Raw genomic sequence first — 22,690 nt, forward strand, 5'->3', positions numbered from 1 at the left:
CCTCGTGCTACTCGGCCGAGGGCGCCTCACCCTCGTCCGTGCCGGTGGGCTCGACGGCCTCGGCGGTCTCGTCAACGGCCACGTCGCCGTCGACCTCCTCCGCCTCGCGTCCCGCCTCGGCGTTGCGTGCGATGCCGACCACGGCATCGCGCTTGCCCAGATTGATCAGTTGGACGCCCATGGTGTCACGGCCCGTCTCCCTGATCTCGTTGACTCGCGTACGAATCACACCGCCCGACAGCGTGATGGCGAGGATCTCGTCGGTCTCCTCGACCACCAGCGCGCCCACGAGCGATCCGCGGTCCTCCACGATCTTGGCGGCCTTGATACCGAGGCCGCCGCGACCCTGGACGCGGTACTCGTCGACTGCTGTGCGCTTCGCATACCCGCCGTCGGTGGCAGTGAACACGAACGTACCGGGTCGAACAACATTCATCGAGAGCAGCTCGTCGCCCTCGCGGAAGCTCATGCCCTTGACGCCCGAGGTGGCACGGCCCATGGGGCGCAGTGCCTCGTCGGTGGCCGTGAACCGGATCGACTGTGCCTTCTTGCTGATCAGAAGGATGTCGTCGTCGGCCGACACGAGTTCGGCTCCGATCAGTTCGTCGTCGGAACCGTCCGCCATTTCACGGAGGTTGATCGCGATCACACCACCCGAGCGTGGCGAATCGTAATCCTTCAGAGGCGTCTTCTTCACCAGACCCGCCTTCGTCGCCAGGACGAGGTACGGCACCGCCTCGTAGTCACGGATCGCGAGGATCTCGGCGATCGCCTCGTCCGGCTGGAACGCCAGCAGGTTCGCCACGTGCTGGCCGCGCGCGTCCCGGCCGGCGTCCGGGAGTTCGTACGCCTTCGCCCGGTACACGCGGCCCTTGTTCGTGAAGAACAGCAGCCAGTGGTGCGTGGTGGAGACGAAGAAGTGGTCGACGATGTCGTCTTCCTTCAGCTTCGTGCCCCGTACGCCCTTGCCGCCGCGCTTCTGGGCCCGGTAGTCGTCGGTCTTGGTTCGCTTGATGTAGCCGCCGCGGGTGACCGTGACGACGATGTCCTCCTCGGCGATCAGGTCCTCGATGGACATGTCGCCCTCGTAGGGGATCAGCTTCGTCTTGCGGTCGTCGCCGTACTTCTCGACGAGCGCGGCGAGTTCCTCGCTGACGATGCCGCGCTGGCGGACGGGCGAGGCGAGGATCTGGTTGTACTCGTTGATCTTCGCCTGGAGCTCGTCGTGCTCCTGGACGATCTTCTGGCGCTCCAGGGCGGCCAGTCGCCGCAGCTGCATCTCAAGGATCGCGTTGGCCTGGATCTCGTCGATCTCCAGGAGGTCCATCAGGCCGTGGCGCGCGATCTCGACGGTCTCACTGCGCCGGATCAGCGCGATGACCTCGTCGATCGCGTCCAGGGCCTTCAGCAGACCGCGCAGGATGTGCGCCCGTTCCTCCGCCTTGCGCAGGCGGAAGCGCGTACGGCGGACGATGACCTCGATCTGGTGCGTCACCCAGTGGCGGATGAACGCGTCCAGCGACAGCGTCCTCGGGACGCCGTCCACCAGCGCCAGCATGTTGGCGCCGAAGTTCGTCTGCAGGTCGGTGTGCTTGTAGAGGTTGTTCAGGACGACCTTGGCGACCGCGTCCCGCTTCAGCACGATGACCAGGCGCTGGCCGGTGCGCGACGAGGTCTCGTCACGGACGTCCGCGATGCCGCCGATCTTGCCGTCCTTCACCAGGTCGGCGATCTTCTGCGCCAGGTTGTCCGGGTTCACCTGGTACGGCAGCTCCGTCACCACCAGGCACTGGCGGTTCTGGATCTCCTCGACCTCGACGACCGCGCGCATGGTGATGGAACCGCGGCCGGTGCGGTAGGCCTCCTCGATGCCCTTACGGCCCACCACCAGGGCGCCGGTCGGGAAGTCGGGGCCCTTGATGCGCTCGATCAGGGCGTCCAGCAGCTCCTCGTGGGACGCCTCGGGGTTCTCCAGGTACCACTGGGCGCCGGCCGCGACCTCGCGCAGGTTGTGCGGCGGGATGTTGGTCGCCATGCCGACGGCGATACCGGCCGAGCCGTTGATCAGCAGGTTCGGGAACCGGGAGGGCAGGACGGTCGGCTCCTGCGAGCGGCCGTCGTAGTTGTCCGTGAAGTCGACGGTCTCCTCGTCGATGTCACGGACCATCTCCATCGACAGCGGCGCCATCTTGCACTCGGTGTAGCGCATCGCCGCCGCCGGGTCGTTGCCCGGAGAGCCGAAGTTGCCGTTGGAGTCGACCAGCGGCATCCGCATCGCCCACGGCTGCGCGAGGCGGACCAGCGCGTCGTAGATCGAGGAGTCGCCGTGCGGGTGGTAGTTGCCCATGACGTCGCCGACGACACGGGCGCACTTGTAGAAGCCGCGTTCGGGGCGGTAACCGCCGTCGTACATGGCGTACAGGACGCGGCGGTGGACGGGCTTGAGGCCGTCCCGGACGTCCGGCAGCGCACGCGAGACGATGACGGACATCGCGTAGTCGAGGTACGAGCGCTGCATCTCCGTCTCGAGCCCGACGGGCTCGACGCGCAGGCCGATCTGGCCGTCCTCGTCCGGCGTGACGGGAGTGTTCTCGTCGGTCATTGCTGGTGAAGGTCCTTCCTGGTGCGGTCAGCTGAGACCGACTCAGATGTCGAGGAAGCGGACGTCCTTGGCGTTGCGCTGGATGAACGCGCGGCGGGCCTCGACGTCCTCGCCCATGAGGACCGAGAACAGGTCGTCGGCCTGGGCGGCGTCGTCGAGGGTGACCTGGCCGAGGACGCGGTGCTCCTGGTCCATGGTCGTGATGCGCAGCTCCTCGGCGTTCATCTCGCCGAGACCCTTGAAGCGCTGGACCGAGTCCTCCCGGATGCGCTTGCCGGCGTTGCGGCCCATCTCGATCAGGGCGTCGCGCTCACGGTCGGAGTAGGCGTACTCGAAGTCGTCCTTGCCCCACTTGATCTTGTAGAGCGGCGGACGGGACAGGTAGACGTGCCCGGCCTCGACCAGCGGCCGCATGAAGCGGAACAGGAAGGTCAGCAGCAGGGTGTTGATGTGCTGGCCGTCGACGTCGGCGTCCGCCATCAAGATGATCTTGTGGTAGCGGAGCTTCTCGATGTCGAAGTCCTCGTGCACGCCCGTACCGAACGCGGAGATCATCGCCTGGATCTCCTGGTTCTGCAGGATGCGGTCGATGCGCGCCTTCTCGACGTTGAGGATCTTGCCGCGGATCGGGAGGATCGCCTGGTACTGCGGGTTACGGCCGGACTTGGCGGAGCCGCCGGCGGAGTCACCCTCGACGATGAAGATCTCGCACTTCTCGGGGTCGTTCGACTGGCAGTCGGAGAGCTTGCCCGGCAGGGACGCCGTCTCCAGCAGGCCCTTACGGCGGGTCAGGTCGCGCGCCTTGCGGGCCGCCACGCGCGCGGTGGCCGCCGCGATGCCCTTGCGGACGATGTCCGCCGCCTCGTTCGGGTTGCGGTCCAGCCAGTCGGCGAGGTGCTCGTAGACGACCTTCTGGACGAAGGTCTTCACCTCGGTGTTGCCCAGCTTGGTCTTGGTCTGGCCCTCGAACTGCGGCTCGCTCAGCTTGACCGAGATGATCGCGGTCAGGCCCTCGCGGATGTCGTCACCCGTGAGGTTGTCGTCCTTCTCGCGCAGCAGCTTCTTGTCACGCGCGTACTTGTTGATCAGCGAGGTCAGCGCGGCGCGGAAGCCCTCTTCGTGCGTACCGCCCTCGTGGGTGTGGATGATGTTGGCGAAGGAGTACACACCCTCGCTGTAACTGCTGTTCCACTGCATCGCGATCTCGACGGACAGGTTCTTGTCCTTGTCCTCGGCCTCAAGATCGACGATGGTCGGGTGCACCACGTCCCCCTTGCGGGAGTTGAGGTACTTCACGAAGTCGACGATGCCGCCCTCGTAGTGGTAGTCGACCGACTTGACCTCGGCGCTCTCGTCCGCGCCGGCCTCGTCCGCGCCGGACGTCGCCTTGGCCGACTCCCGCTCGTCAGTGAGTTTGATCCTCAAACCCTTGTTGAGGAACGCCATCTCCTGAAAGCGCCGCGAGAGCGTCTCGAAGGAGTACTCCGTGGTCTCGAAGATGTCCGGGTCGGCCCAGAAGGTGACCGTCGTGCCGGTCTCCTCGGTCTCCTCGTGCCGGGCGAGGGGGGCCGTGGGGATGCCCAACTTGTAGTCCTGCGTCCAGCGGTAGCCGTCCGTTTTGATCTCGACGGACACCTTGGTCGACAGGGCGTTCACGACGGAGACGCCCACACCGTGCAGACCGCCGGAGACGGCGTAGCCGCCCCCGCCGAACTTGCCGCCCGCGTGCAGCACCGTGAGCACGACCTCGACGGCCGGCTTGCCCTCGGAGGGGACGATGCCGACCGGGATGCCGCGACCGTTGTCGACGACCCGGACCCCGCCGTCGGCGAGGATCGTCACGTCGATGGTGTCCGCGTAGCCCGCCAGCGCCTCGTCGACCGAGTTGTCGACGACCTCCTGCACGAGGTGGTGCAGGCCGCGCTCACCGGTCGAGCCGATGTACATACCGGGTCGCTTGCGGACCGCGTCCAGACCCTCGAGGACGGTGATGGCACTGGCGTCGTACGAGGCGGTGACCTCGCCGTTGGAGGTGATCGCCTCGCTGTTCACGCCGGTGTCGGTGGACTGGATGTTCTCGTTGGGGTTGCCGGAATCGGCCACGAAGCGCCCTTTCTGGCACAGCACGAGCCGGGCTCGTCGGCGGGTTGCCGGAGCGGCTGCGGCATGTTGCGTTGGTAAGCCTTGATCAGCGTTGCTCAGCTTTTCCCGGACGTCCCCACGACTGGGGCGGGATTGTCTTCCAGTCTACCGGTAGCGCCGACAGGGATGGGGGTTTGCCGGTACCTGAGTCCGCATGTGCCGCCCTCAACCGGTCTCGGCCGACTCCCGATATGCGGATGGGGGCTCCAAGAGGCTCACGGAGCCACTCAGCGCTTCCGGCCGTCAACCCTTGGCTACTTCGGAGTCAGGTCGCGAATCGCAACCATGTGCGGTCGCACGACGAGGGCGGCAACGACGGCGCGACAAGGCCGCCGACGCCCGCCGATGTGAAGTCGGTCACCTGCTGTCCACAGCTGTGGATACAGCTCCGCTCAGATGCCGGACGACTGCCGGATCAGCCGTAGGTGTCGCCCGGGCCCGTGCTGCCGGGGGCGCGGAGCGGGCCGTAGCGGCGGGCGGGGCCGCCAGGGCCGTTCACCTTGATCATCCGGACCGAGCCGTGGCCGAGGTCCTCGTTGAGACGGGCCACCAGCGTCGGGGCGAGCAGACGCAGGTTCGTCGCCCAGGCCGTGGAGTCGCAGCGCACGGTCAGGACCCGCTCGTCCTCGTCGTACTTCTCCGGCTCACAGTGCTTGGCCACGTCCTCGCCGACGATCTGCGGCCAGCGGCCCATCACACCGCCCACCGCGGCCGGGGTCTCCCATCCACGCTCGGTGATCAGCCGGTTGATCGCCGAGCCCAGCGCCATGGGGTCGCGCCCGTCGGCACGCGCACCCGAGCGCAGGCCGCCACGCCGCGCCTGCTTCTTCTGCCGCGCCGCGTCCCCACGCGCGCGTGCGGCCTCCTTCGCCGCCCGGAGCGCCACGCGGGCGAGATCGACACCGGAGGGTTCGGGGTTCTTCTTGGCGTCGTCCGCGCTCATACGCGCTCCACCGTCCCCTCGGCCACGGCGAACCGCACCCCCGACAGCACATGCGGTACGTCGTCGTCGACCGCGGCGGTCACCAGCACCTGCTCGCCGGGCGCGACCAGCTCGGCCAGCCGCTCACGGCGCCGGCTGTCCAACTCGGCGAAGACATCGTCGAGGACCAGCACCGGCTCGTTGCCCTCGGCACGCAACAGGTCGTACGAGGCCAGACGCAGCGCCAGGGCATAGGACCAGGACTCGCCGTGCGAGGCGTACCCCTTGGCCGGCATCTGACCGAGCTTGAGCAGCAGATCGTCCCGATGGGGCCCCACGAGCGTGACACCCCGCTCGATCTCCTGCTTGCGGGCCTCGGCGAGCGCGGCCATCAGCTGCTCGAAGAGCTCCTCGCGCCTGTGCGCCTCGCCCGGCGCGGACGGCTTGTACTCCAGGGCCACCGGACCTCCGCCGGGGGCCAGCTGCTCGTACGCCTTGTCGGCCAGCGGCTGGATCGCGGCGATCAGATCCAGGCGCTGGGCGAGCAGTTCGGCGCCCGCGCGCGCGAGGTGCTGGTCCCAGACATCCAGGGTGGACAGGTCCATCGTGCGGCCGCCGTGGCGGCGGGCGAGCGCCGCCGACTTCAGCAGGGTGTTGCGCTGCTTGAGGACGCGGTCGTAGTCGGAGCGGACACCGGCCATACGCGGGGAGCGAGCGGTGATCAGCTCATCGAGGAAGCGGCGACGCTCGCCGGGGTCGCCCTTGACCAGGGCGAGGTCCTCCGGGGCGAACAGCACGGTCCGGACGATGCCGAGCACGTCACGCGGCCTGACCTGCGATGACCTGTTGATGCGGGCACGGTTGGCGCGGCCCGGGTTCAGCTCCAGCTCGACCAGCTGCTGCCGGTCGCCCTGCCGCACCTGCGCCCGGATGATCGCACGGTCGGCGCCCACGCGGACCAGGGGCGCGTCGGAGGAGACGCGGTGGCTGCCGAGGGTGGCGAGATAGCCGACCGCCTCGACGAGGTTGGTCTTGCCCTGTCCGTTGGGGCCGACGAAGGCGGTCACGCCCGGGTCGAGCGGGACCTCGACCCGGGAGTACGAGCGGAAGTCGGCCAGCGACAGATGCGTGACGTGCATGGTCGTTCGCCGGCCTCCACCCATGTCCTTCGTACTGCTTGCTTCTTCTCGGCTTCTCGGCCGTGTGCTACTTCTTCTCGACCGCGTGGCCGCCGAACTGGTTGCGCAGCGCGGCGATCATCTTCATCTGCGGCGAGTCCTCCTGGCGGGAGGCGAACCGCGCGAACAGCGACGCGGTGATCGCCGGCAGCGGCACCGCGTTGTCTATCGCGGCTTCCACAGTCCAGCGTCCCTCACCGGAGTCCTGCGCATAACCCCGGAGCCCGTCCAGGTGCTCGTCCTCGTCGAGGGCGTTGACAGCGAGGTCGAGGAGCCAGGAACGGATGACCGTGCCCTCCTGCCAGGAGCGGAAGACCTCCCGGACGTCGGTCACGGAGTCGACCTTCTCCAGCAGCTCCCAGCCCTCGGCGTAGGCCTGCATCATCGCGTACTCGATGCCGTTGTGGACCATCTTCGCGAAGTGGCCCGCGCCGACCTTGCCGGCGTGCACCGAACCGAACTCGCCCTCCGGCTTGAGGGCGTCGAAGATCGGCTGCACCTTGGCGACGTTCTCCTTGTCGCCGCCGTACATCAGCGCGTAGCCGTTCTCCAGGCCCCACACGCCACCGGAGACACCGCAGTCGACGAAACCGATGCCCTTGGCCGCCAGCTCCTCGGCGTGCTTCTCGTCGTCCGTCCAGCGGGAGTTGCCGCCGTCCACGACGACGTCGCCGGGCTCCAGCAGCTCGGCGAGCTCGTCGATGGTGGCCTGGGTGGGCTCGCCGGCCGGGACCATCACCCACACCACACGCGGGCCGGAAAGCTTGCCCACAAGCTCTTCCAGGCTGTGGACATCGGCGAGGTCCGGGTTGCGGTCGTATCCGATGACGGTGTGGCCTGCGCGGCGGATCCGCTCGCGCATGTTGCCGCCCATCTTGCCGAGGCCGACGAGACCGAGCTCCATCAGTTGTGTTCCTTAGGTTTGCAGGTGTGCGACGTGGCGTTGCGGCACTTTTCGTACCCGCGTCCGAGCCTAAACCCGGACGCTCGCGCACATCTGTGGGCATACGCGCTCAGTCGTAGGCCCTCACCTGCGGCTTTGTCCTCAGCCTGTGGACAACACCCGGTGACGCCGAACCGCTCAGCCGCTCAGCCGCACGGGCATGATCAGGTACTTGTAGGCCTCGTCCGCCTCGGCGTCCACCGCGGGCTTGCCGCTGAGCAGTGCCGGCTTCGTGGACGTCGTGAAGGAGAGCTGGGCCACCGGGGAGTCGATGGCGCTCAGGCCGTCCAGCAGGAACGTCGGGTTGAAGGCGATCGAGATGTCGTCGCCGTCCAGCTGGGCGTCAACCCTTTCCACAGCCTGTGCGTCGTCGCTGGAACCGGCCTCCAGGATCAGTACGCCCTGCTCGAAGCTCAGCCGCACCGGGGTGTTGCGCTCGGCGACCAGGGCCACACGCTTGACGGCCTCCACGAAGGGGGCGGTCTCGATCACGGCGATGCTGTTGAACTCCGTCGGGAACAGCGTGCGGTACTTCGGGAGGTCGCCCTCCAGCAGGCGGGTGGTCGTGCGGCGGCCGGCGCCCTCGAAACCGATCAGGCCCTCGCCCGAACCCGAGCCCGACAGCGCCAGAGTCACCTGGTCGCCGCTGGTCAGCGCCTTGGCGGTGTCCAGGAGCGTCTTGGCCGGCACCAGGGCCACCGCGGAGGCCTCCGGGTTCTCCGGCTTCCACAGGAACTCGCGGACCGCGAAGCGGTAGCGGTCGGTGGAGGCCAGCGTCACGGTGTCGCCCTCGATCTCGATGCGCACACCGGTCAGGACGGGCAGCGTGTCGTCACGGCCGGCGGCGATGGCGACCTGCTGCACGGCGGAGGCGAAGACCTCGCCGGGGACCGTGCCCGTGGCGTTCGGCATCTGCGGCAGCGCCGGGTACTCCTCCACAGGCAAGGTGTGGAGTGTGAACCGGGAGGAGCCGCAGACCACCGTCGCCCGTACACCGTCTGTGGAGATTTCCACCGGCCGGTTGGGGAGGGCGCGGGAGATGTCCGCGAGGAGGCGGCCGGAGACGAGGACCGTGCCCTCCTCCTCGATCTCCGCCTCCACCGACACCCGCGCGGAGACCTCGTAGTCGAAGCTGGACAGGCTCAGCTGGCCGTCCTCGGCCTTCAGCAGCAGGCCGGCGAGGACAGGCGCCGGCGGACGGGCCGGGAGGCTGCGCGCCGCCCAGGCCACTGCCTCCGCGAGTACGTCGCGTTCCACCCGGATCTTCACCGTAAGCCGCCTCCTGCTGTTGCCGGCGTTCTCGCCCTGCTTCGCCTTCGTCGTCTGACTCGGTGTCGCCGCCCCCTGCGAAGGGGAGGACACCGGGGACCAGTCTGACGCACCGCACTGACAGTAGGTGCCTCTCGGGGTCAAGTCGTGACGAGGGGCGGCCGGGCCGGAGAGCACGAGTTGTGCACAGGGCCCGCTTCGAAACGAATTCCGCGCTCTCTCTGGTTGGGAGTAGTAGTAGGGCCTGTGGAAACCGTGGATAACCCCGTTTTCCCAGCTCAGCGCGGTGATTTTGTCCACGGGGCCTGTGGGTGACAGCAGTGGACAACCAGGGGTCGCTGTGGAGAACAGAAAGTTCTGCACACGCCGTGCACAGGGTGAGGCGAGTTCTCCCCAGCGCTGTCCCCAGCTTTACCCACCTTTCCCACAGCCCAACCCGGCACCTTTGTGTGACGCCTTTCACTCGACGCGGTGAGGAGGCGCGCCGCGTTGCCGAACAGTGGACAGCCTTGTGGAGAAGCTGGGGATCGCTGGGGACAACTGGCCTCAGCCTGTGGGTGGCCCGTGGACAACTTCGTGCACGGCTTGTGGACCGCCTCTTCGTCCACAGCCTGTGGAGATCATTTGTCCACCAATCCACAAGCTGCTGAGCTGGCGTGATGCCGTGTCACCACACAAGCCTGTGGACAGGATCGGGACAACTTCCCGGTCCCCAGGGTGTGGACGCGAAAAAGTCGCCGAATCTGTGGAGAGTGGCCGTAACCTGGCGCGGAATCGAACAGAGGATGTCCTCGGCTTCCCCCCTGGTACGCGCAAGGGCGCCCCCGGGAACTCGTCCCGCAGGCGCCCTCAGTGCCCCAGGCCCTGTCGGCGGTCATGGCCGAGAGGCCGCGCAGCGACGAGGACCACTCGGCGTGGAGCGTGCGGAAGGAGCCGGTCACCGGAGGTGAGCTGCCGGCCCGCCGTATGGACCCGGTGGGACGAGGAGAGCCGGCAGCCGGAACAAGGTCACCGCCGGCCATGAGGAACGCCTGAGACTTGCCGGCCCTCGGGCCGGGCCCGGGGCGGTCGCGGCGGGCGTCAGCCGTTCTTGATGCGGTTCGTGAGCTCCGTGACCTGGTTGTAGATGGAGCGCCGCTCGGCCATCAGATTGCGGATCTTGCGGTCGGCGTGCATGACCGTCGTGTGATCGCGGCCGCCGAACAGCGCCCCGATCTTCGGCAGGGAGAGGTCCGTCAGCTCGCGGCACAGGTACATGGCGATCTGGCGGGCCGTGACGAGCTGACGGCCGCGCGAGCTGCCGCACAGATCCTCGACCGTGAGGCCGAAGTAGTCGGCGGTCGCGCTCATGATGGCCGTCGAGGTGATCTCTGGGGTCGAGTCCTCGCCACCGGGGATCAGGTCCTTGAGGACGATCTCCGTCAGGCCCAGGTCCACCGGCTGCCGGTTGAGCGAGGCGAACGCCGTCACCCGGATCAGCGCGCCCTCCAGCTCACGGATGTTGCGCGAGATGCGGGAGGCGATGAACTCCAGGACCTCCGGCGGGGCGTTCAGCTGCTCCTGCACCGCCTTCTTGCGCAGGATCGCGATGCGTGTTTCGAGCTCGGGCGGCTGGACGTCGGTGATCAGCCCCCACTCGAAACGGTTCCGCAGCCGGTCCTCCAGCGTCACCAGCTGTTTGGGCGGCCGGTCGCTGGACAGCACGATCTGCTTGTTGGCGTTGTGGAGCGTGTTGAAGGTGTGGAAGAACTCCTCCTGTGTCGACTCCTTGTCCGCCAGGAACTGGATGTCGTCGACGAGCAGGATGTCCATCTCGCGGTACCGCTTGCGGAAGCTGTCGCCCTTGCCGTCGCGGATGGAGTTGATGAACTCGTTGGTGAACTCCTCCGAGCTCACGTACCGCACGCGCGTGCCGGGGTAGAGGCTGCGCGCGTAGTGCCCGATCGCGTGCAGCAGGTGCGTCTTGCCGAGCCCGGACTCCCCGTAGATGAAGAGGGGGTTGTACGCCTTCGCGGGTGCCTCGGCGACGGCGACCGCGGCGGCGTGCGCGAAGCGGTTGGAGGCGCCGATGACGAAGGTGTCGAAGAGGTACTTCGGGTTCAGCCGCGCGGTCGGCTCGCCCGGACCGGTCGCCGGCGCGGGCTGCGCGGCCAGTGGGCCGGGCGCGCCGGTGGTGGGCAGGTTGGGGCCGACGGGGCCGCCGCGGTGGACGTGCCCGGATCCGGGGGGCGGCTCGGGCAGGTCGCGCCGGGTGTCGCGCTGGTCGTAGTCGCCGCGCGACGTGTCGTAGTCGGAGCGCTGGGCGTCGTACGACGGGCGTTCCAGCGGCTGCGGGCGGTAGTCCTGGGACGGTGAACCGTAGGAGTCCTGGGAGTACGTGTCCTGGTACGCGTCCTGGGCAGGCGAGCCGTAGGCGTCCTGGGAGGACGGGGTGTACGAGTCCTGCGGCGGCGTGCCGTACGAGTCCGAGGAGGGCGATGCGTACGGGTCCCGCTCCGGGAAGCCGAGCCGTTGCTGCTGCCAGCCGTAGTCGTCCTGGGGCGGGCGCGGCCAGGAGCCGGGCTCGGGGCGCTGGTACTCGGACGGGTAGGCGGGGCGGGGCGTGGGGAGCTGGTCGGCGCGATGGCGGCCGTATCCCTCGTAGTCGTCGCGGCCCTGGCCGGCGGGCGGGAGCTCGGGCTCCTCGTAGCGCGGCTGGGGGCGGGCGGGGGGCGTCGGCGGGGCGGGGGGCTCGCCCGCGGAGTCGTCCACGGTGATCGCGATGCGGATCGGGCGGCCGCACTCACGGCTCAGTGTCTCGCTGACGATGGGGGCGAGACGGCCTTCGAGCACGCCCTTCGCAAACTCGTTCGGTACGGCGAGGAGGGCGGTGTCGGCGACCAGTGCGAGGGGTTGGCAGCGCCTGATCCAGTGCTCGTCCTTCGCTTCGACTCCCTGCCCTCGGCCCTCTCCGAGGAGCTGCTCCAGTACTCGTGGCCACACTGCGGCAAGATCGGCAGGTACGTCAGCCACAGGGCACGCTCTCTCACGGGTCCCTCGAACGTGTGGTTCGGGGACGGGTCGGGATGTGAATCGGGTGGGCGGGTCGGGAACGAAACAGTTCGGGCGGGGAGAAGGGAACGAATCGGAGTCCAGTCACGGTAGTCAGGGCGGCCGGTGCGGTTCAAGTTGTTGTCCCCAGCCTGTGGACAAAGGGGTGCCGGGACCCCCTGGTTTGACCGGATGGCGCGGCCCCGCGTACCGTAACCAGGTCGAGTTGTCGATGGCTGCTGCCGCCTGCCTCCGATGGGCACAGATCGCGTCAAGGTGATCGGTAAGCGGTGCACTCGGGCGTTAACGCGAGCTACTCGTGGGCGCACGGTGACAGCCAGGACGGCACCCCGCCACTACCGATTCTTTCTGGAGCCCCCGAGTGAGCAAGCGCACCTTCCAGCCGAACAACCGTCGTCGCGCGAAGACCCACGGCTTCCGGCTGCGTATGCGCACCCGTGCCGGCCGCGCGATTCTCGCGTCCCGCCGCAGCAAGGGTCGCGCCCGTCTGTCCGCCTGATTCCGATCAGGTCATGACGTCGTGCTGCCCACCGAGAACCGGCTGAGGCGGCGCGAGGACTTCGCGACCGCGGTGCGACGGGGTCGTCGGGCAGGCCGCCCGCATCTCGTCGTCCACCTTCGTAGCGGTGCCACGGACCCGCACGCGCCTGGGGAGAGCGCTCCCCCGACGCGTGCGGGTTTCGTCGTGAGCAAGGCCGTGGGCGGCGCGGTCGTCCGCAACAAGGTGAAGCGCAGACTGCGTCACCTGATGCGGGAGCGAGTCGCCCTGTTGCCCCCCGGTAGCCTGGTAGTCGTACGAGCGCTGCCCGGTGCGGGTGACGCCGACCATGCACAGCTGGCCCGAGACCTGGATGCCGCCCTTCAGCGGCTGCTGGGAGGGGGCGCGCGATGAAGTACCCACTGCTGGCCCTGATCAAGCTGTACCAGTGGACGATCAGTCCGCTGCTGGGGCCGGTCTGCAAGTACTACCCGTCGTGTTCCCACTACGGCTACACGGCCATCGACCGGCACGGTGCGATCAAGGGAACGGCGCTCACCGCCTGGCGCATCCTGCGGTGCAATCCGTGGTCGCTGGGCGGAGTGGACCATGTCCCGCCGCGCAAACGTCCGCGGTGGCACGAAATGCTGCGTGGCGCCTGGCGTGCACGCAAGGGCGGGCCCTCCGCCGCCGAACCGGCCACCGAAGAGAATCTTGCTTCGAGCCCGGCCGCAGAGACCTCGTCCCATGCCCAAGGAGCATGATTAGTGGACACGATTGCCAGCCTCTTCAGCTTCATCACGACACCTGTCTCCTGGGTCATCGTCCAGTTCCACAAGGTGTACGGCGCCATCTTCGGCCCTGACACCGGGTGGGCCTGGGGCCTGTCCATCGTGTCCCTGGTGATCCTGATCCGCATCTGCCTGATCCCGCTCTTCGTGAAGCAGATCAAGGCGACCCGGGCCATGCAGACGCTCCAGCCCGAGATGAAGAAGATCCAGGAGCGCTACAAGAACGACAAGCAGCGTCAGTCCGAAGAGATGATGAAGCTGTACAAGGAGACGGGCACCAACCCGCTCTCCTCGTGCCTTCCCATCCTGGCGCAGTCCCCGTTCTTCTTCGCCCTGTACCACGTGCTCAACAGCATCGCGTCGAACGACACCATCGGCGTGATCAACAAGAGCCTGCTGGAGAGCGCGCAGAAGGCGCACATCTTCGGTGCCCCGCTGGCGGCGAAGTTCACTGACAGCGCGTCGAAGGTGGAGGCGCTCAACGCCTCGCTGACGGATGTGCGGATCGTCACGGCGATCATGATCGTCCTGATGTCGCTGTCGCAGTTCTACACGCAGCGCCAGCTGATGACGAAGAACGTCGACACCACGGTGAAGACGCCGTTCATGCAGCAGCAGAAGATGCTGATGTACGTCTTCCCCGTGATCTTCGCCGTCTTCGGTATCAACTTCCCGGTCGGTGTCCTCGTCTACTGGCTGACCACCAACGTGTGGACCATGGGCCAGCAGATGTACGTCATCCACAACAACCCGACCCCGGGTTCCAAGGCCCAGGCCGCCTACCTCGACCGCCTGTACAAGCACGTCACGCACCGCGGCAAGGTCAGCCGGCGCCGGGACAAGGTCATCGTCAAGGCCATCGTCGCCAAGGGCCGTGACCGCAACGAGTACGAGCGCAAGTTCATCAACGGCCTGAACAAGGCGGGCCTCGCGGCCCAGACCGACGGCACCGTGGTCAGGAGCGAGAGCGAGGTCGCCGCCCAGACCGAGGACGGTACGCCGACCACGACAGCGGCCCCGAAGCGTCAGCAGCCCAAGCGGCAGACCAAGGCCCAGCGCCAGTCCGGTGCCACCAAGGCCGCCGAGTCCGAGCCGAAGACGTCGCTGAGCAAGTCCGACCAGCCTGGGGACGCCAAGCCCGCCGCCAAGAAGGCCGCTCAGAAGCCTGGCGGCGGTACCCGCAGCAAGGCCCAGTCCGGCCAGCGCAAGGGGCCGCAGCGGCCCAAGTCCCCGTCGAAGAAGTAAGAAGGAGTCCATCCCGTGACGGAAGGCACCACCTCCGCCGCTGCCGAGGGTGCAGACACCCTGACTCGCCTGGAGCAGGAGGGCGAGATCGCGGCGGACTACCTGGAGGGTCTGCTCGACATCGCCGACCTCGACGGCGACATCGACATGGACGTCGAGGCCGACCGTGCCTCCGTCTCGATCATCAGCGACACGGGCAGCCGCGATCTGCAGAAGCTGGTCGGCCGTGACGGTGAGGTGCTGGAGGCGCTGCAGGAGCTCACGCGCCTCGCCGTGCACCGGGAGACCGGAGACCGCAGCCGGCTGATGCTCGACATCGCGGGCTTCCGCGCCAGGAAGCGCGCCGAGCTGTCGGAGCTGGGCGCGAAGGCCGCCGCCGAGGTCAAGAGCAGTGGCGCGCCCGTACGGCTGAAGCCGATGACGCCGTTCGAGCGCAAGGTCGTACACGACGCGGTGAAGGCCGCGGGTCTGCGGAGCGAGTCCGAGGGCGAGGAGCCGCAGCGCTTCGTCGTCGTGCTTCCCGCCTGATCGGTTCATACGTTCCTCCGGCCCCGTCTGTTGCGCAGGCGGGGCCGAACTTTGTCAGCCTGATAGTTCTGGTGGTTCTGGTGTCGGCGCCCGGTGCGCTGACGCGGTACGGAAGGACGGTCCCCCGTGACGGAGGCAGCGGAGCTTCCTCCTGCTCCCGAGCAGGCGCGCGAGGTGTTCGGTGATCGCTTCGCGGACGCGGTCCGCTACGCGGAGCTGCTTGCTGAGGCGGGTGTGCAGCGCGGTCTGATCGGCCCGCGTGAGGTGCCCCGCCTGTGGGAGCGGCATCTGCTGAACTGCGCGGTGCTCTCGGAGGTCGTGCCCGAGGGCGTGACGGTCTGCGACGTCGGCTCGGGTGCCGGCCTGCCCGGTATTCCGCTGGCCCTGGTCCGGGAGGACCTGAAGATCACCCTCCTTGAGCCGCTGCTGCGGCGCACGAATTTTCTGACCGAGGTGGTGGAGCTGCTGGGCCTGGACCACGTGACGGTGGTGCGCGGCCGGGCCGAGGAGGTCATGGGCAAGCTCCCGCCGGTCCATGTGGTCACGGCGCGGGCTGTGGCCCCGCTGGACCGCCTGGCCACCTGGGGCATCCCGCTGCTGCGCCCGTACGGAGAGATGCTGGCTCTCAAGGGTGATGCGGCCGAGGAGGAGCTCAAGAGCGCGGCGACCGCGCTGAGCAAGCTGGGTGCCGTGGAGACGTCGATTCTGCATGTCGGTGCAGGGATTGTGGATCCCCCGTCGACGGTCGTGCGGGTCGAGGTCGGGGAGAGCCCCGGAGGTGTGCGTTTTGCGGCCAAGCGGGCGAAGGCTGCCCGGGTCGGCCGTGCACGCCGACGACGCTGATCCGTCCTGACGACGAGACGTACTCCACACAAGCTGCCAAACCTACGCACGTCGGAGTGTCGCGACAGTTGGGCCGCAGCTGCTGTGCATCGTGTTTCACGTGAAACGTCGCTCACTGCTGCACGGCATCATCAGTCGTGGCCGCGCTGCGGCCGAACCCCGCGACCGTAAGCCTCTCGGTTCACTCGGAGAGGGACCCGCTTCCGATGACGCTCCGTCCCCCTCGGGGGGCACGGAGTTTTCCACAGAGGTGGATTTCTCCACAGAACGCCAGGCCTCACTGGTTCACGACCCCGAAGACATGGGAGGCTCTGTTCATTGCGAGCCTGAAGTCGAGGAGAGTGAATCCTTGCGGTCCGACGCCAACATCGCGGGACCGATGACCGATCCGGTCCCCGGTCCCCGTACCGAGTCGATGGGGGCGGATGTTTCACGTGAAACACCGCCTCCAATGGACGACACTCCGATCGGTCGTGCTGCCCAACTGGCGGTGGAGGCTCTAGGCCGCGCCGGTGAGGGCCTGCCACGGCCCGAGCAGACCCGCGTCATCGTGGTCGCCAACCAAAAGGGGGGCGTGGGTAAGACGACGACGACCGTCAACCTTGCCGCGTCGCTGGCCCTGCACGGTGCCCGTGTCCTGGTGGTCGACCTTGATCCGCAGGGCAATGCGTCCACGGCGCTGGGTATCGACCATCACGCCGAAGTGCCGTCCATCTACGACGTCTTGGTCGAGAGCAAGCCGCTGTCGGAGGTCGTTCAGCCGGTCCCCGATGTGGAGGGCCTGTTCTGCGCGCCTGCCACGATCGATCTCGCCGGTGCGGAGATCGAGCTGGTGTCCCTGGTGGCGCGGGAGAGCCGACTGCAGCGGGCGATCCAGGCCTATGAGCAGCCGCTGGACTACATCCTCATCGACTGCCCGCCCTCGCTCGGCCTGCTGACGGTCAACGCGCTGGTCGCGGGCCAGGAGGTCCTGATCCCGATCCAGTGCGAGTACTACGCGCTGGAGGGTCTGGGCCAGCTGCTGCGCAACGTCGACCTGGTCCGGGGGCACCTCAACCCCGCCCTGCACGTGTCGACCATCCTGCTCACCATGTACGACGGCCGGACGCGGCTCGCGTCCCAGGTCGCGGACGAGGTGCGCAACCACTTCGGTGACGAGGTGCTGCGGACGAGCATTCCCCGCTCGGTCCGTATCTCCGAGGCGCCGAGCTATGGGCAGACGGTGCTGACCTACGATCCAGGATCGAGCGGTGCCCTGTCTTATCTTGAGGCGGCACGAGAAATCGCGCTGAAGGGTGTCGGTGTCAGTTACGACCCGACGCACGCCCATATCGGCGCCCAGAACGACCCGAGCATGGTGGAGGGGATTCAGTGAGCGAGCGACGGAGGGGGCTGGGACGTGGTCTCGGCGCACTGATCCCTGCTGCACCGACGGAGAAGACAGTCCCGCCGCCTGCGGCGGGGGGCAGTGGCCCCGCGTCCCCGGCGCCGGTTCCCGTGCTGACGACCGACCGCGGGGTGGCTGCGGCGAAGGTGGCCACGCTTCCCCCTGTTTCACGTGAAACAGAGGAGCCGTCGGCGAACGGTGCCGTGGAGATGCCCGCGTCTCCTGTGGGCGCCCACTTCGCCGAGATTCCCCTGGCCGCCATCACGCCGAACCCGCGTCAGCCGCGTGAGGTCTTCGACGAGGACGCGCTGGCCGAACTCGTCACCTCCATCAAGGAGGTCGGTCTCCTCCAGCCGGTCGTCGTACGGCAGGTGGGCCCCGCCCACTACGAGCTCATTATGGGCGAGCGGCGTTGGAGGGCCTGTCGGGAGGCGGGGCTGGAGGCTATCCCGGCGATCGTGCGGGCCACGGAGGACGAGAAGCTTCTCCTGGACGCCCTCCTGGAGAACCTGCATCGTGCCCAGCTGAACCCGATCGAAGAGGCGGCCGCTTACGACCAGCTTCTGAAGGACTTCAACTGCACGCACGACCAGTTGGCGGACCGCATCGGCCGTTCCCGGCCGCAGGTTTCCAACACCCTCCGTCTGCTGAAGCTTTCCCCGGTAGTCCAGAAGCGGGTGGCTGCGGGGGTGCTCTCCGCCGGGCATGCACGGGCTCTGCTGTCCGTCGAGGACCCGGAGGAGCAGGACCGGCTGGCCCATCGAATCGTGGCTGAGGGACTCTCGGTGCGCTCCGTCGAGGAGATCGTGACCCTGATGGGTTCGCGGCCTCGGAAGACTCAGCGCTCGAAGGGACCGCGTGCCGGTTCTCTGGTTTCGCCGGCGCTGAACGACCTCGCGACCCGACTCTCGGACCGCTTCGAGACGCGGGTGAAGGTCGACCTGGGGCAGAAGAAGGGCAAGATCACCGTCGAGTTCGCCTCCGTCGAGGACCTCGAACGGATCCTCAGCACTCTCGCCCCCGGCGAAGGACCTGTGCTCCAGCAGAGCCTCATGGAGGGTGACTCCGAGGAGACGGACGCCTGAGCCGCGGGCAGGCGGACGCTCTGAGAGCCCCGTCGGCCGGAAGAGCGGGCCGTGTCCGGTGTGTACCGGAACACGGCTCGTTCTTTGCTTTCAGTCGGTATCGATGGAATCGCATCGTGGATACGATGCGTTCGGGTATGGCGCAATCACCTGGCAGTACCTCTCGGGGAGGCAGGGGCCATTGCGAACGTTGAGCCGCACCGGACTGGTGGGCGCGGGTTTGGGGCTGGGCGCCGTCGGTGGGTTCATCGGCAGTCTGCTCAGGGAACGGAGCGCTCTGACAGCCGCTCGCGACGCAGCGGGCGAAGGAAGCGAGGAACAGCCTTCATGGGGCGTCGGCTTGTACCGCTCACGCTGGACAACCTTCAGGACCTTCCCCAGCGCTGTCGATCGTGTGTCTTCTGGGAGCTGGACCCAGTCAGCGGCGAGGCCGCGGTAAAGGCGGGCACGACCGAACTGGAGAAGGAAGCCTGGATTTCCGCTGTCCTGCTGGACTGGGGGTCCTGCGGCCGGGTCGTCTACGTCGACGACGTACCGGTGGGCTTCGTGCTCTACGCCCCGCCCGCCTACGTTCCGCGCTCCATGGCGTTCCCTACGAGCCCTGTGTCACCGGATGCCGTGCAGTTGATCACCAGCTTCATCGTGCCCGGCTACCAGGGGCAGGGGCTCGGCCGGGTGATGGTCCAGACGGTTGCCAAGGATCTGCTGCGGCGAGGCTTCAAGGCGATCGAGGCGTTCGGCGACGCTCGCTGGAAGGAGCCCGCCTGCGTCCTGCCCGCAGACCATCTGCTGGCCGTGGGTTTCAAGACGGTCCGGTCTCATCCGGCCTATCCACGGCTGAGGCTGGAGCTGCGGTCGACGCTGTCCTGGAAGGAAGACGTGGAGATGGCGCTCGACCGGCTGTTGGGGGCCGTACAGAAGGAACCGGCGCTCAGACCCCTGTAATGCGGATGGGCCAGCCCGTGCGGGCCGGCCCATCCGTGTTTCACGTGAAACGAAGCGTCACTCGGCGATGAAGTCCTCAAGGTCGCGAACGATCGCGGCCTTCGGCTTGGCGCCGACGATGGTCTTGGCGACCTCGCCACCCTGGTAGACGTTCAGGGTCGGGATGGACATGACGCCGTACTTGGCGGCCGTACCCGGGTTCTCGTCGATGTTCAGCTTGACGACCTCGATCTTGTCGCCGTACTCGGCGGCGATCGCTTCGAGGGACGGAGCGATCTGGCGGCACGGACCGCACCAGGCGGCCCAGAAGTCCACCAGGACGGGCTTGTCGCTCTTGAGGACGTCCTGCTCGAAGGAGTCGTCGGTCACATTCTTCAGGGTGCCGGCCACGGCGGGCTCCTTAACTGGTTGGTGCGTGGGGCGGATGGGGGTCAGACAGTGGACTTCTCGGGCTCAGCCTTCTGCTCGTTGTCCGCGAGAGCGGCGAGGAAGCGCTCGGCGTCGAGGGCGGCAGCACAGCCGGTGCCGGCCGCGGTGATCGCCTGGCGGTAGGTGTGGTCGACCACATCACCGGCGCCGAAGACACCAGTCAGGTTCGTCCGGGTGGACGGGGCGTCGACCTTCAGGTAGCCCTCCTCGTCCAGCTCCAGCTGGCCCTTGAAGAGTTCGGTGCGCGGGTCGTGGCCGATCGCGATGAACAGGCCGGTCACCGGCAGGTCCGAGAGCTCGCCGGTCTTGACGTTGCGCAGCTTCAGGCCCGAGAGCTTCTGGTCGCCCTGGATCTCGGCGACCTCGCTGTCCCAGACGAACGTGATCTTCGGGTCGCCGAAGGCGCGCTCCTGCATCGCCTTGGAGGCGCGCAGGGTGTCGCGGCGGTGGACGACCGTCACGGACTTGGCGAACCGGGAGAGGAAGGTGGCCTCCTCCATCGCGGTGTCGCCGCCACCGATCACGGCGATGTCCTGGTCCTTGAAGAAGAAGCCGTCACAGGTGGCGCACCAGGAGACGCCGCGGCCGGAGAGGGCGTCCTCGTTCGGCAGCCCGAGCTTGCGGTGCTGCGATCCGGTGGCGACGATGACGGCCTTCGCCTGATGGACCGTGCCCGAGGTGTCCGTGACGGTCTTGATCTCACCGCTCAGGTCGGCTGCGACGACATCGTCCGCGACAAGCTCGGCCCCGAAGCGCTCTGCCTGAGCGCGCATGTTGTCCATGAGCTCAGGGCCCATGATGCCGTCCTGGAAGCCCGGGAAGTTCTCCACGTCGGTGGTGTTCATCAGCGCACCGCCGGCGGTGACGGCACCCTCGAACACCAGTGGCTTCAGCGACGCGCGCGCGGTGTAGAGCGCCGCCGTGTAGCCGGCGGGCCCGGAGCCGATGATGATCACGTTACGGACGTCGCTCACGGCTTGATTCCTCGTCTCTGGACTGCGTCGTCAGGATCGGTGGGAGCCTCTCTTAGAACTCTCACCCCACCCAACGGATCCTAAGGGGCGCGCATTCCCGCTGTGTCCGGGCACACGGCGAGCGGACACCGTACGGGATACCACGCAGAGCGAAGACGAAGCGTCAGGCGCTCAGGGACGCGCGTAGGACTGCTGCAGCAGGACCTTGGCCGTGGCGGACGGGTGCTTCACACAGGTCGAGTCCACGATGTACACCGTGACGCGAGTGGCGTCAGAGGTGTCGGGCAGCACCACCAGGAGCGCCTTCGTTCCCTTGTAGGTGCCTTCCTCAGTGGCGAGTGCCGTGTCGCTGCGGCCGATGCCTTGGCGGACACAGTCGGGGACCGTGTCTGCGAAGAGGTTGGGCTTGTTGGTGTCAGGTGTGGATTCGACGCCGAAACTGTGCGGGGCGCGGGAGCTCTTGTCCGACTTCTGGCTCTTGGCGAGGAGATCGGCGACCTGCCCCTCCAGCTTTCCTGCGGAGAAGGTGTCCGCGGACGCGGACTGGTGCTCGCCCGCCGTGTCGTGGGACGGCTTGCCGTCATTGAGGGAGGACACGAGCAGGGAGCCGAATCCCAGGGCGGCTGCCGTGAAGACAGCGCCCAGCGCGGCGATCCTGCGTCGCCCGATCCGCTTGCGGTCCTTGCGGCCCGGGCCCGTGGTCGATGCGCGGGCGTGTCCGCCAGGACGGTCCGCGGGTGCCGATGTTTCACGTGAAACACGCGCGCTGTCGTCCCCCTCCGGGACGGAGCGCGGCGCGCCGACCGAGGCGGTCGACGCGGTCTCCGTGGGCTCGTGGCTCGTGAGCTCGTGGCTCGTGGGCTCGTGGCTCGTGAGCTCCGGTGTCGTGGGCTCCGGTGTGGTGGCGTCGAGCAGAGCCTCGGCGGCGAGGGCGGCGTCGATACGGCCCGCGACATCGGCGGGCATGCGCGGCGGGCCCGGCAGGGTGCCGAGCAGCCCCCGGATCTCCTCCAGCGACGCATGGACATCCGCGCAGAGCTCGCACTCGTCCAGGTGACGTCGTACGTCCGCGGTCCGTGATGGGGGGAGCAGGCCCTCGGTGAGGTCGGAGATCTCCGCGACGTCCGGATGCCCGGCCATGTCTGTCGTCGACGTCACGCTCGTCCACCTCCGCCCTTCACTGCGGCTGAGTCGCTTGGCCCTGTGTTCGGCGGCTCCGCTGGACGCGGTCCCGCTGCCGGTGGGACGGATGTCCCCTGCGTCCGGTTCCGTTCCCCGCCCGGCTTCTTGGCCGTCCCGGTGTTTGCCGGCCGTAGATGGGTCAGCAGCGGCAGGAGTCTGGCTCTGCCGCGGGCGCACCGGCTCTTCACCGTGCCGGTCGGCACGTCGAGGATGCGGGCGGCCTCGGCGACGGGGTAGCCCTGCATGTCCACCAGGACCAGGGCCGCCCGCTGGTCGGGCGGCAGGGTGCCCAGGGCCTCCAGCAGCTGGCGGTGCAGATCATTGCGTTCCGCGGGGGCCGAGGCCGACTCGTGCGGCTCCAGCAGTTGCTCCAGACGCTCGGTGTCGTCGACCGGGGCGGTCTTGCGGGAGGCCGCCTTGCGGGCCCGGTCAAGGCAGGCGTTGACCGTGATGCGGTGGAGCCAGGTCGTGACGGCCGACTGGCCGCGGAAGGTGTGAGCTGCCCGGTAGGCGGACACGAGGGCGTCCTGCACCGCGTCAGCGGCCTCCTCGCGGTCTCCCAGCGTCCGCAGGGCCACTGCCCAGAGCCGGTCGCGGTGACGGCGGACGAGCTCGCCGAAGGCGTCGGGGTCGCCGGCGACATGGCGGGAGAGCAGGTCCGCATCTGTTGCCTCGGTGTCGATGTGATCACCTCTC

At 68.0% G+C, this 22,690-nt stretch carries 20 protein-coding genes; 9 read left to right on the forward strand and 11 right to left on the reverse strand.

Translation table 11 applies throughout. The features are described 5' to 3' along the window. Positions 1-7: 7 nt before the first annotated feature. From gyrA to dnaA, 7 genes are all read right to left on the reverse strand, one after another. A complete protein-coding gene (gyrA, locus tag NW895_RS30400; RefSeq protein WP_289939597.1) occupies positions 8-2,602 on the reverse strand; it encodes a DNA gyrase subunit A in 2,595 nt (864 codons plus the stop codon). Between the two features lie 42 nt (positions 2,603-2,644). Further along, a complete protein-coding gene (gene gyrB, locus NW895_RS30405) occupies positions 2,645-4,705 on the reverse strand; it encodes a DNA topoisomerase (ATP-hydrolyzing) subunit B (RefSeq protein ID WP_289939599.1) in 2,061 nt (686 codons plus the stop codon). Between the two features lie 454 nt (positions 4,706-5,159). Beyond that, positions 5,160-5,687 carry a DciA family protein gene (locus tag NW895_RS30410; RefSeq protein WP_289939600.1) on the reverse strand — a complete coding sequence of 176 codons (528 nt, stop codon included), beginning with the start codon at positions 5,685-5,687 and terminating at the stop codon, positions 5,160-5,162. Continuing rightward, entirely contained in the window at positions 5,684-6,805 is a 1,122-nt protein-coding gene (gene recF, locus NW895_RS30415) for a DNA replication/repair protein RecF (protein WP_289939601.1), read from the reverse strand. Before recF ends, NW895_RS30410 begins: the two co-directional genes overlap by 4 nt. Before the next feature lie 67 nt (positions 6,806-6,872). Then, a complete protein-coding gene (gene gnd / locus NW895_RS30420; protein WP_289939602.1) occupies positions 6,873-7,748 on the reverse strand; it encodes a phosphogluconate dehydrogenase (NAD(+)-dependent, decarboxylating) in 876 nt (291 codons plus the stop codon). Positions 7,749-7,925: 177 nt separating this feature from the next. Next, positions 7,926-9,056, reverse strand: a complete 1,131-nt coding sequence (gene dnaN / locus NW895_RS30425; RefSeq protein ID WP_289939603.1) for a DNA polymerase III subunit beta — start codon at positions 9,054-9,056, stop codon at positions 7,926-7,928. Between the two features lie 1,080 nt (positions 9,057-10,136). Continuing rightward, entirely contained in the window at positions 10,137-12,068 is a 1,932-nt protein-coding gene (gene dnaA / locus NW895_RS30430) for a chromosomal replication initiator protein DnaA (protein ID WP_289939604.1), read from the reverse strand. A 400-nt stretch (positions 12,069-12,468) separates the two neighbouring features. On the opposite strand from dnaA, the gene rpmH reads away from it, so the two are divergent. The 9 genes from rpmH (at position 12,469) to NW895_RS30475 (ending at position 19,409) form a co-directional block, all read left to right on the forward strand. Further along, entirely contained in the window at positions 12,469-12,606 is a 138-nt protein-coding gene (rpmH, locus tag NW895_RS30435) for a 50S ribosomal protein L34 (RefSeq protein ID WP_003956500.1), read from the forward strand. A gap of 21 nt (positions 12,607-12,627) precedes the next feature. Continuing rightward, positions 12,628-12,999, forward strand: coding sequence for a ribonuclease P protein component (gene rnpA / locus NW895_RS30440; RefSeq protein WP_190199250.1), 372 nt, complete (start codon positions 12,628-12,630; stop codon positions 12,997-12,999). After that, complete coding sequence (gene yidD / locus NW895_RS30445) at positions 12,996-13,349, forward strand: membrane protein insertion efficiency factor YidD (RefSeq protein ID WP_289939610.1); 354 nt, start codon at positions 12,996-12,998, stop codon at positions 13,347-13,349. The genes rnpA and yidD overlap by 4 nt, the downstream gene beginning before the upstream one ends. A 3-nt stretch (positions 13,350-13,352) precedes the next feature. After that, a complete protein-coding gene (gene yidC, locus NW895_RS30450; protein ID WP_289939613.1) occupies positions 13,353-14,621 on the forward strand; it encodes a membrane protein insertase YidC in 1,269 nt (422 codons plus the stop codon). Between the two features lie 15 nt (positions 14,622-14,636). Next, positions 14,637-15,149 carry a R3H domain-containing nucleic acid-binding protein gene (locus NW895_RS30455; RefSeq protein ID WP_289939614.1) on the forward strand — a complete coding sequence of 171 codons (513 nt, stop codon included), beginning with the start codon at positions 14,637-14,639 and terminating at the stop codon, positions 15,147-15,149. Between the two features lie 126 nt (positions 15,150-15,275). Next, positions 15,276-15,992 (forward strand): 16S rRNA (guanine(527)-N(7))-methyltransferase RsmG, encoded by a 717-nt coding sequence (gene rsmG / locus NW895_RS30460; protein ID WP_289939615.1) that lies wholly within the window; start codon positions 15,276-15,278, stop codon positions 15,990-15,992. A gap of 301 nt (positions 15,993-16,293) precedes the next feature. Continuing rightward, positions 16,294-17,367: a ParA family protein gene (locus NW895_RS30465; RefSeq protein ID WP_289939905.1), complete on the forward strand. Its 1,074-nt coding sequence runs from the start codon at positions 16,294-16,296 to the stop codon at positions 17,365-17,367. Then, on the forward strand, positions 17,364-18,464 hold the full coding sequence (locus NW895_RS30470) for a ParB/RepB/Spo0J family partition protein (protein WP_289939617.1): 1,101 nt from the start codon (positions 17,364-17,366) through the stop codon (positions 18,462-18,464). Before NW895_RS30465 ends, NW895_RS30470 begins: the two co-directional genes overlap by 4 nt. Before the next feature lie 327 nt (positions 18,465-18,791). Beyond that, entirely contained in the window at positions 18,792-19,409 is a 618-nt protein-coding gene (locus NW895_RS30475; protein WP_289939619.1) for a GNAT family N-acetyltransferase, read from the forward strand. A 57-nt stretch (positions 19,410-19,466) separates the two neighbouring features. Here NW895_RS30475 and trxA read toward each other — a convergent pair whose 3' ends face one another. The 4 genes from trxA to sigM all read right to left on the reverse strand — a co-directional run bounded on the left by trxA (position 19,467) and on the right by sigM (position 22,677). Continuing rightward, positions 19,467-19,799 carry a thioredoxin gene (trxA, locus tag NW895_RS30480; protein ID WP_003991504.1) on the reverse strand — a complete coding sequence of 111 codons (333 nt, stop codon included), beginning with the start codon at positions 19,797-19,799 and terminating at the stop codon, positions 19,467-19,469. Positions 19,800-19,840: 41 nt separating this feature from the next. Further along, a complete protein-coding gene (gene trxB, locus NW895_RS30485; protein ID WP_289939621.1) occupies positions 19,841-20,812 on the reverse strand; it encodes a thioredoxin-disulfide reductase in 972 nt (323 codons plus the stop codon). 171 nt (positions 20,813-20,983) lie between these two features. Further along, positions 20,984-21,970, reverse strand: coding sequence for a hypothetical protein (locus NW895_RS30490; protein WP_289939622.1), 987 nt, complete (start codon positions 21,968-21,970; stop codon positions 20,984-20,986). Continuing rightward, on the reverse strand, positions 21,967-22,677 hold the full coding sequence (gene sigM / locus NW895_RS30495; RefSeq protein ID WP_289939907.1) for an RNA polymerase sigma factor SigM: 711 nt from the start codon (positions 22,675-22,677) through the stop codon (positions 21,967-21,969). The genes NW895_RS30490 and sigM overlap by 4 nt, the downstream gene beginning before the upstream one ends. Positions 22,678-22,690: the final 13 nt, after the last annotated feature.

It is taken from the genome of Streptomyces sp. S.PNR 29 (genome assembly GCF_030386795.1).
Taxonomy (GTDB): Bacteria; Actinomycetota; Actinomycetes; order Streptomycetales; family Streptomycetaceae; genus Streptomyces.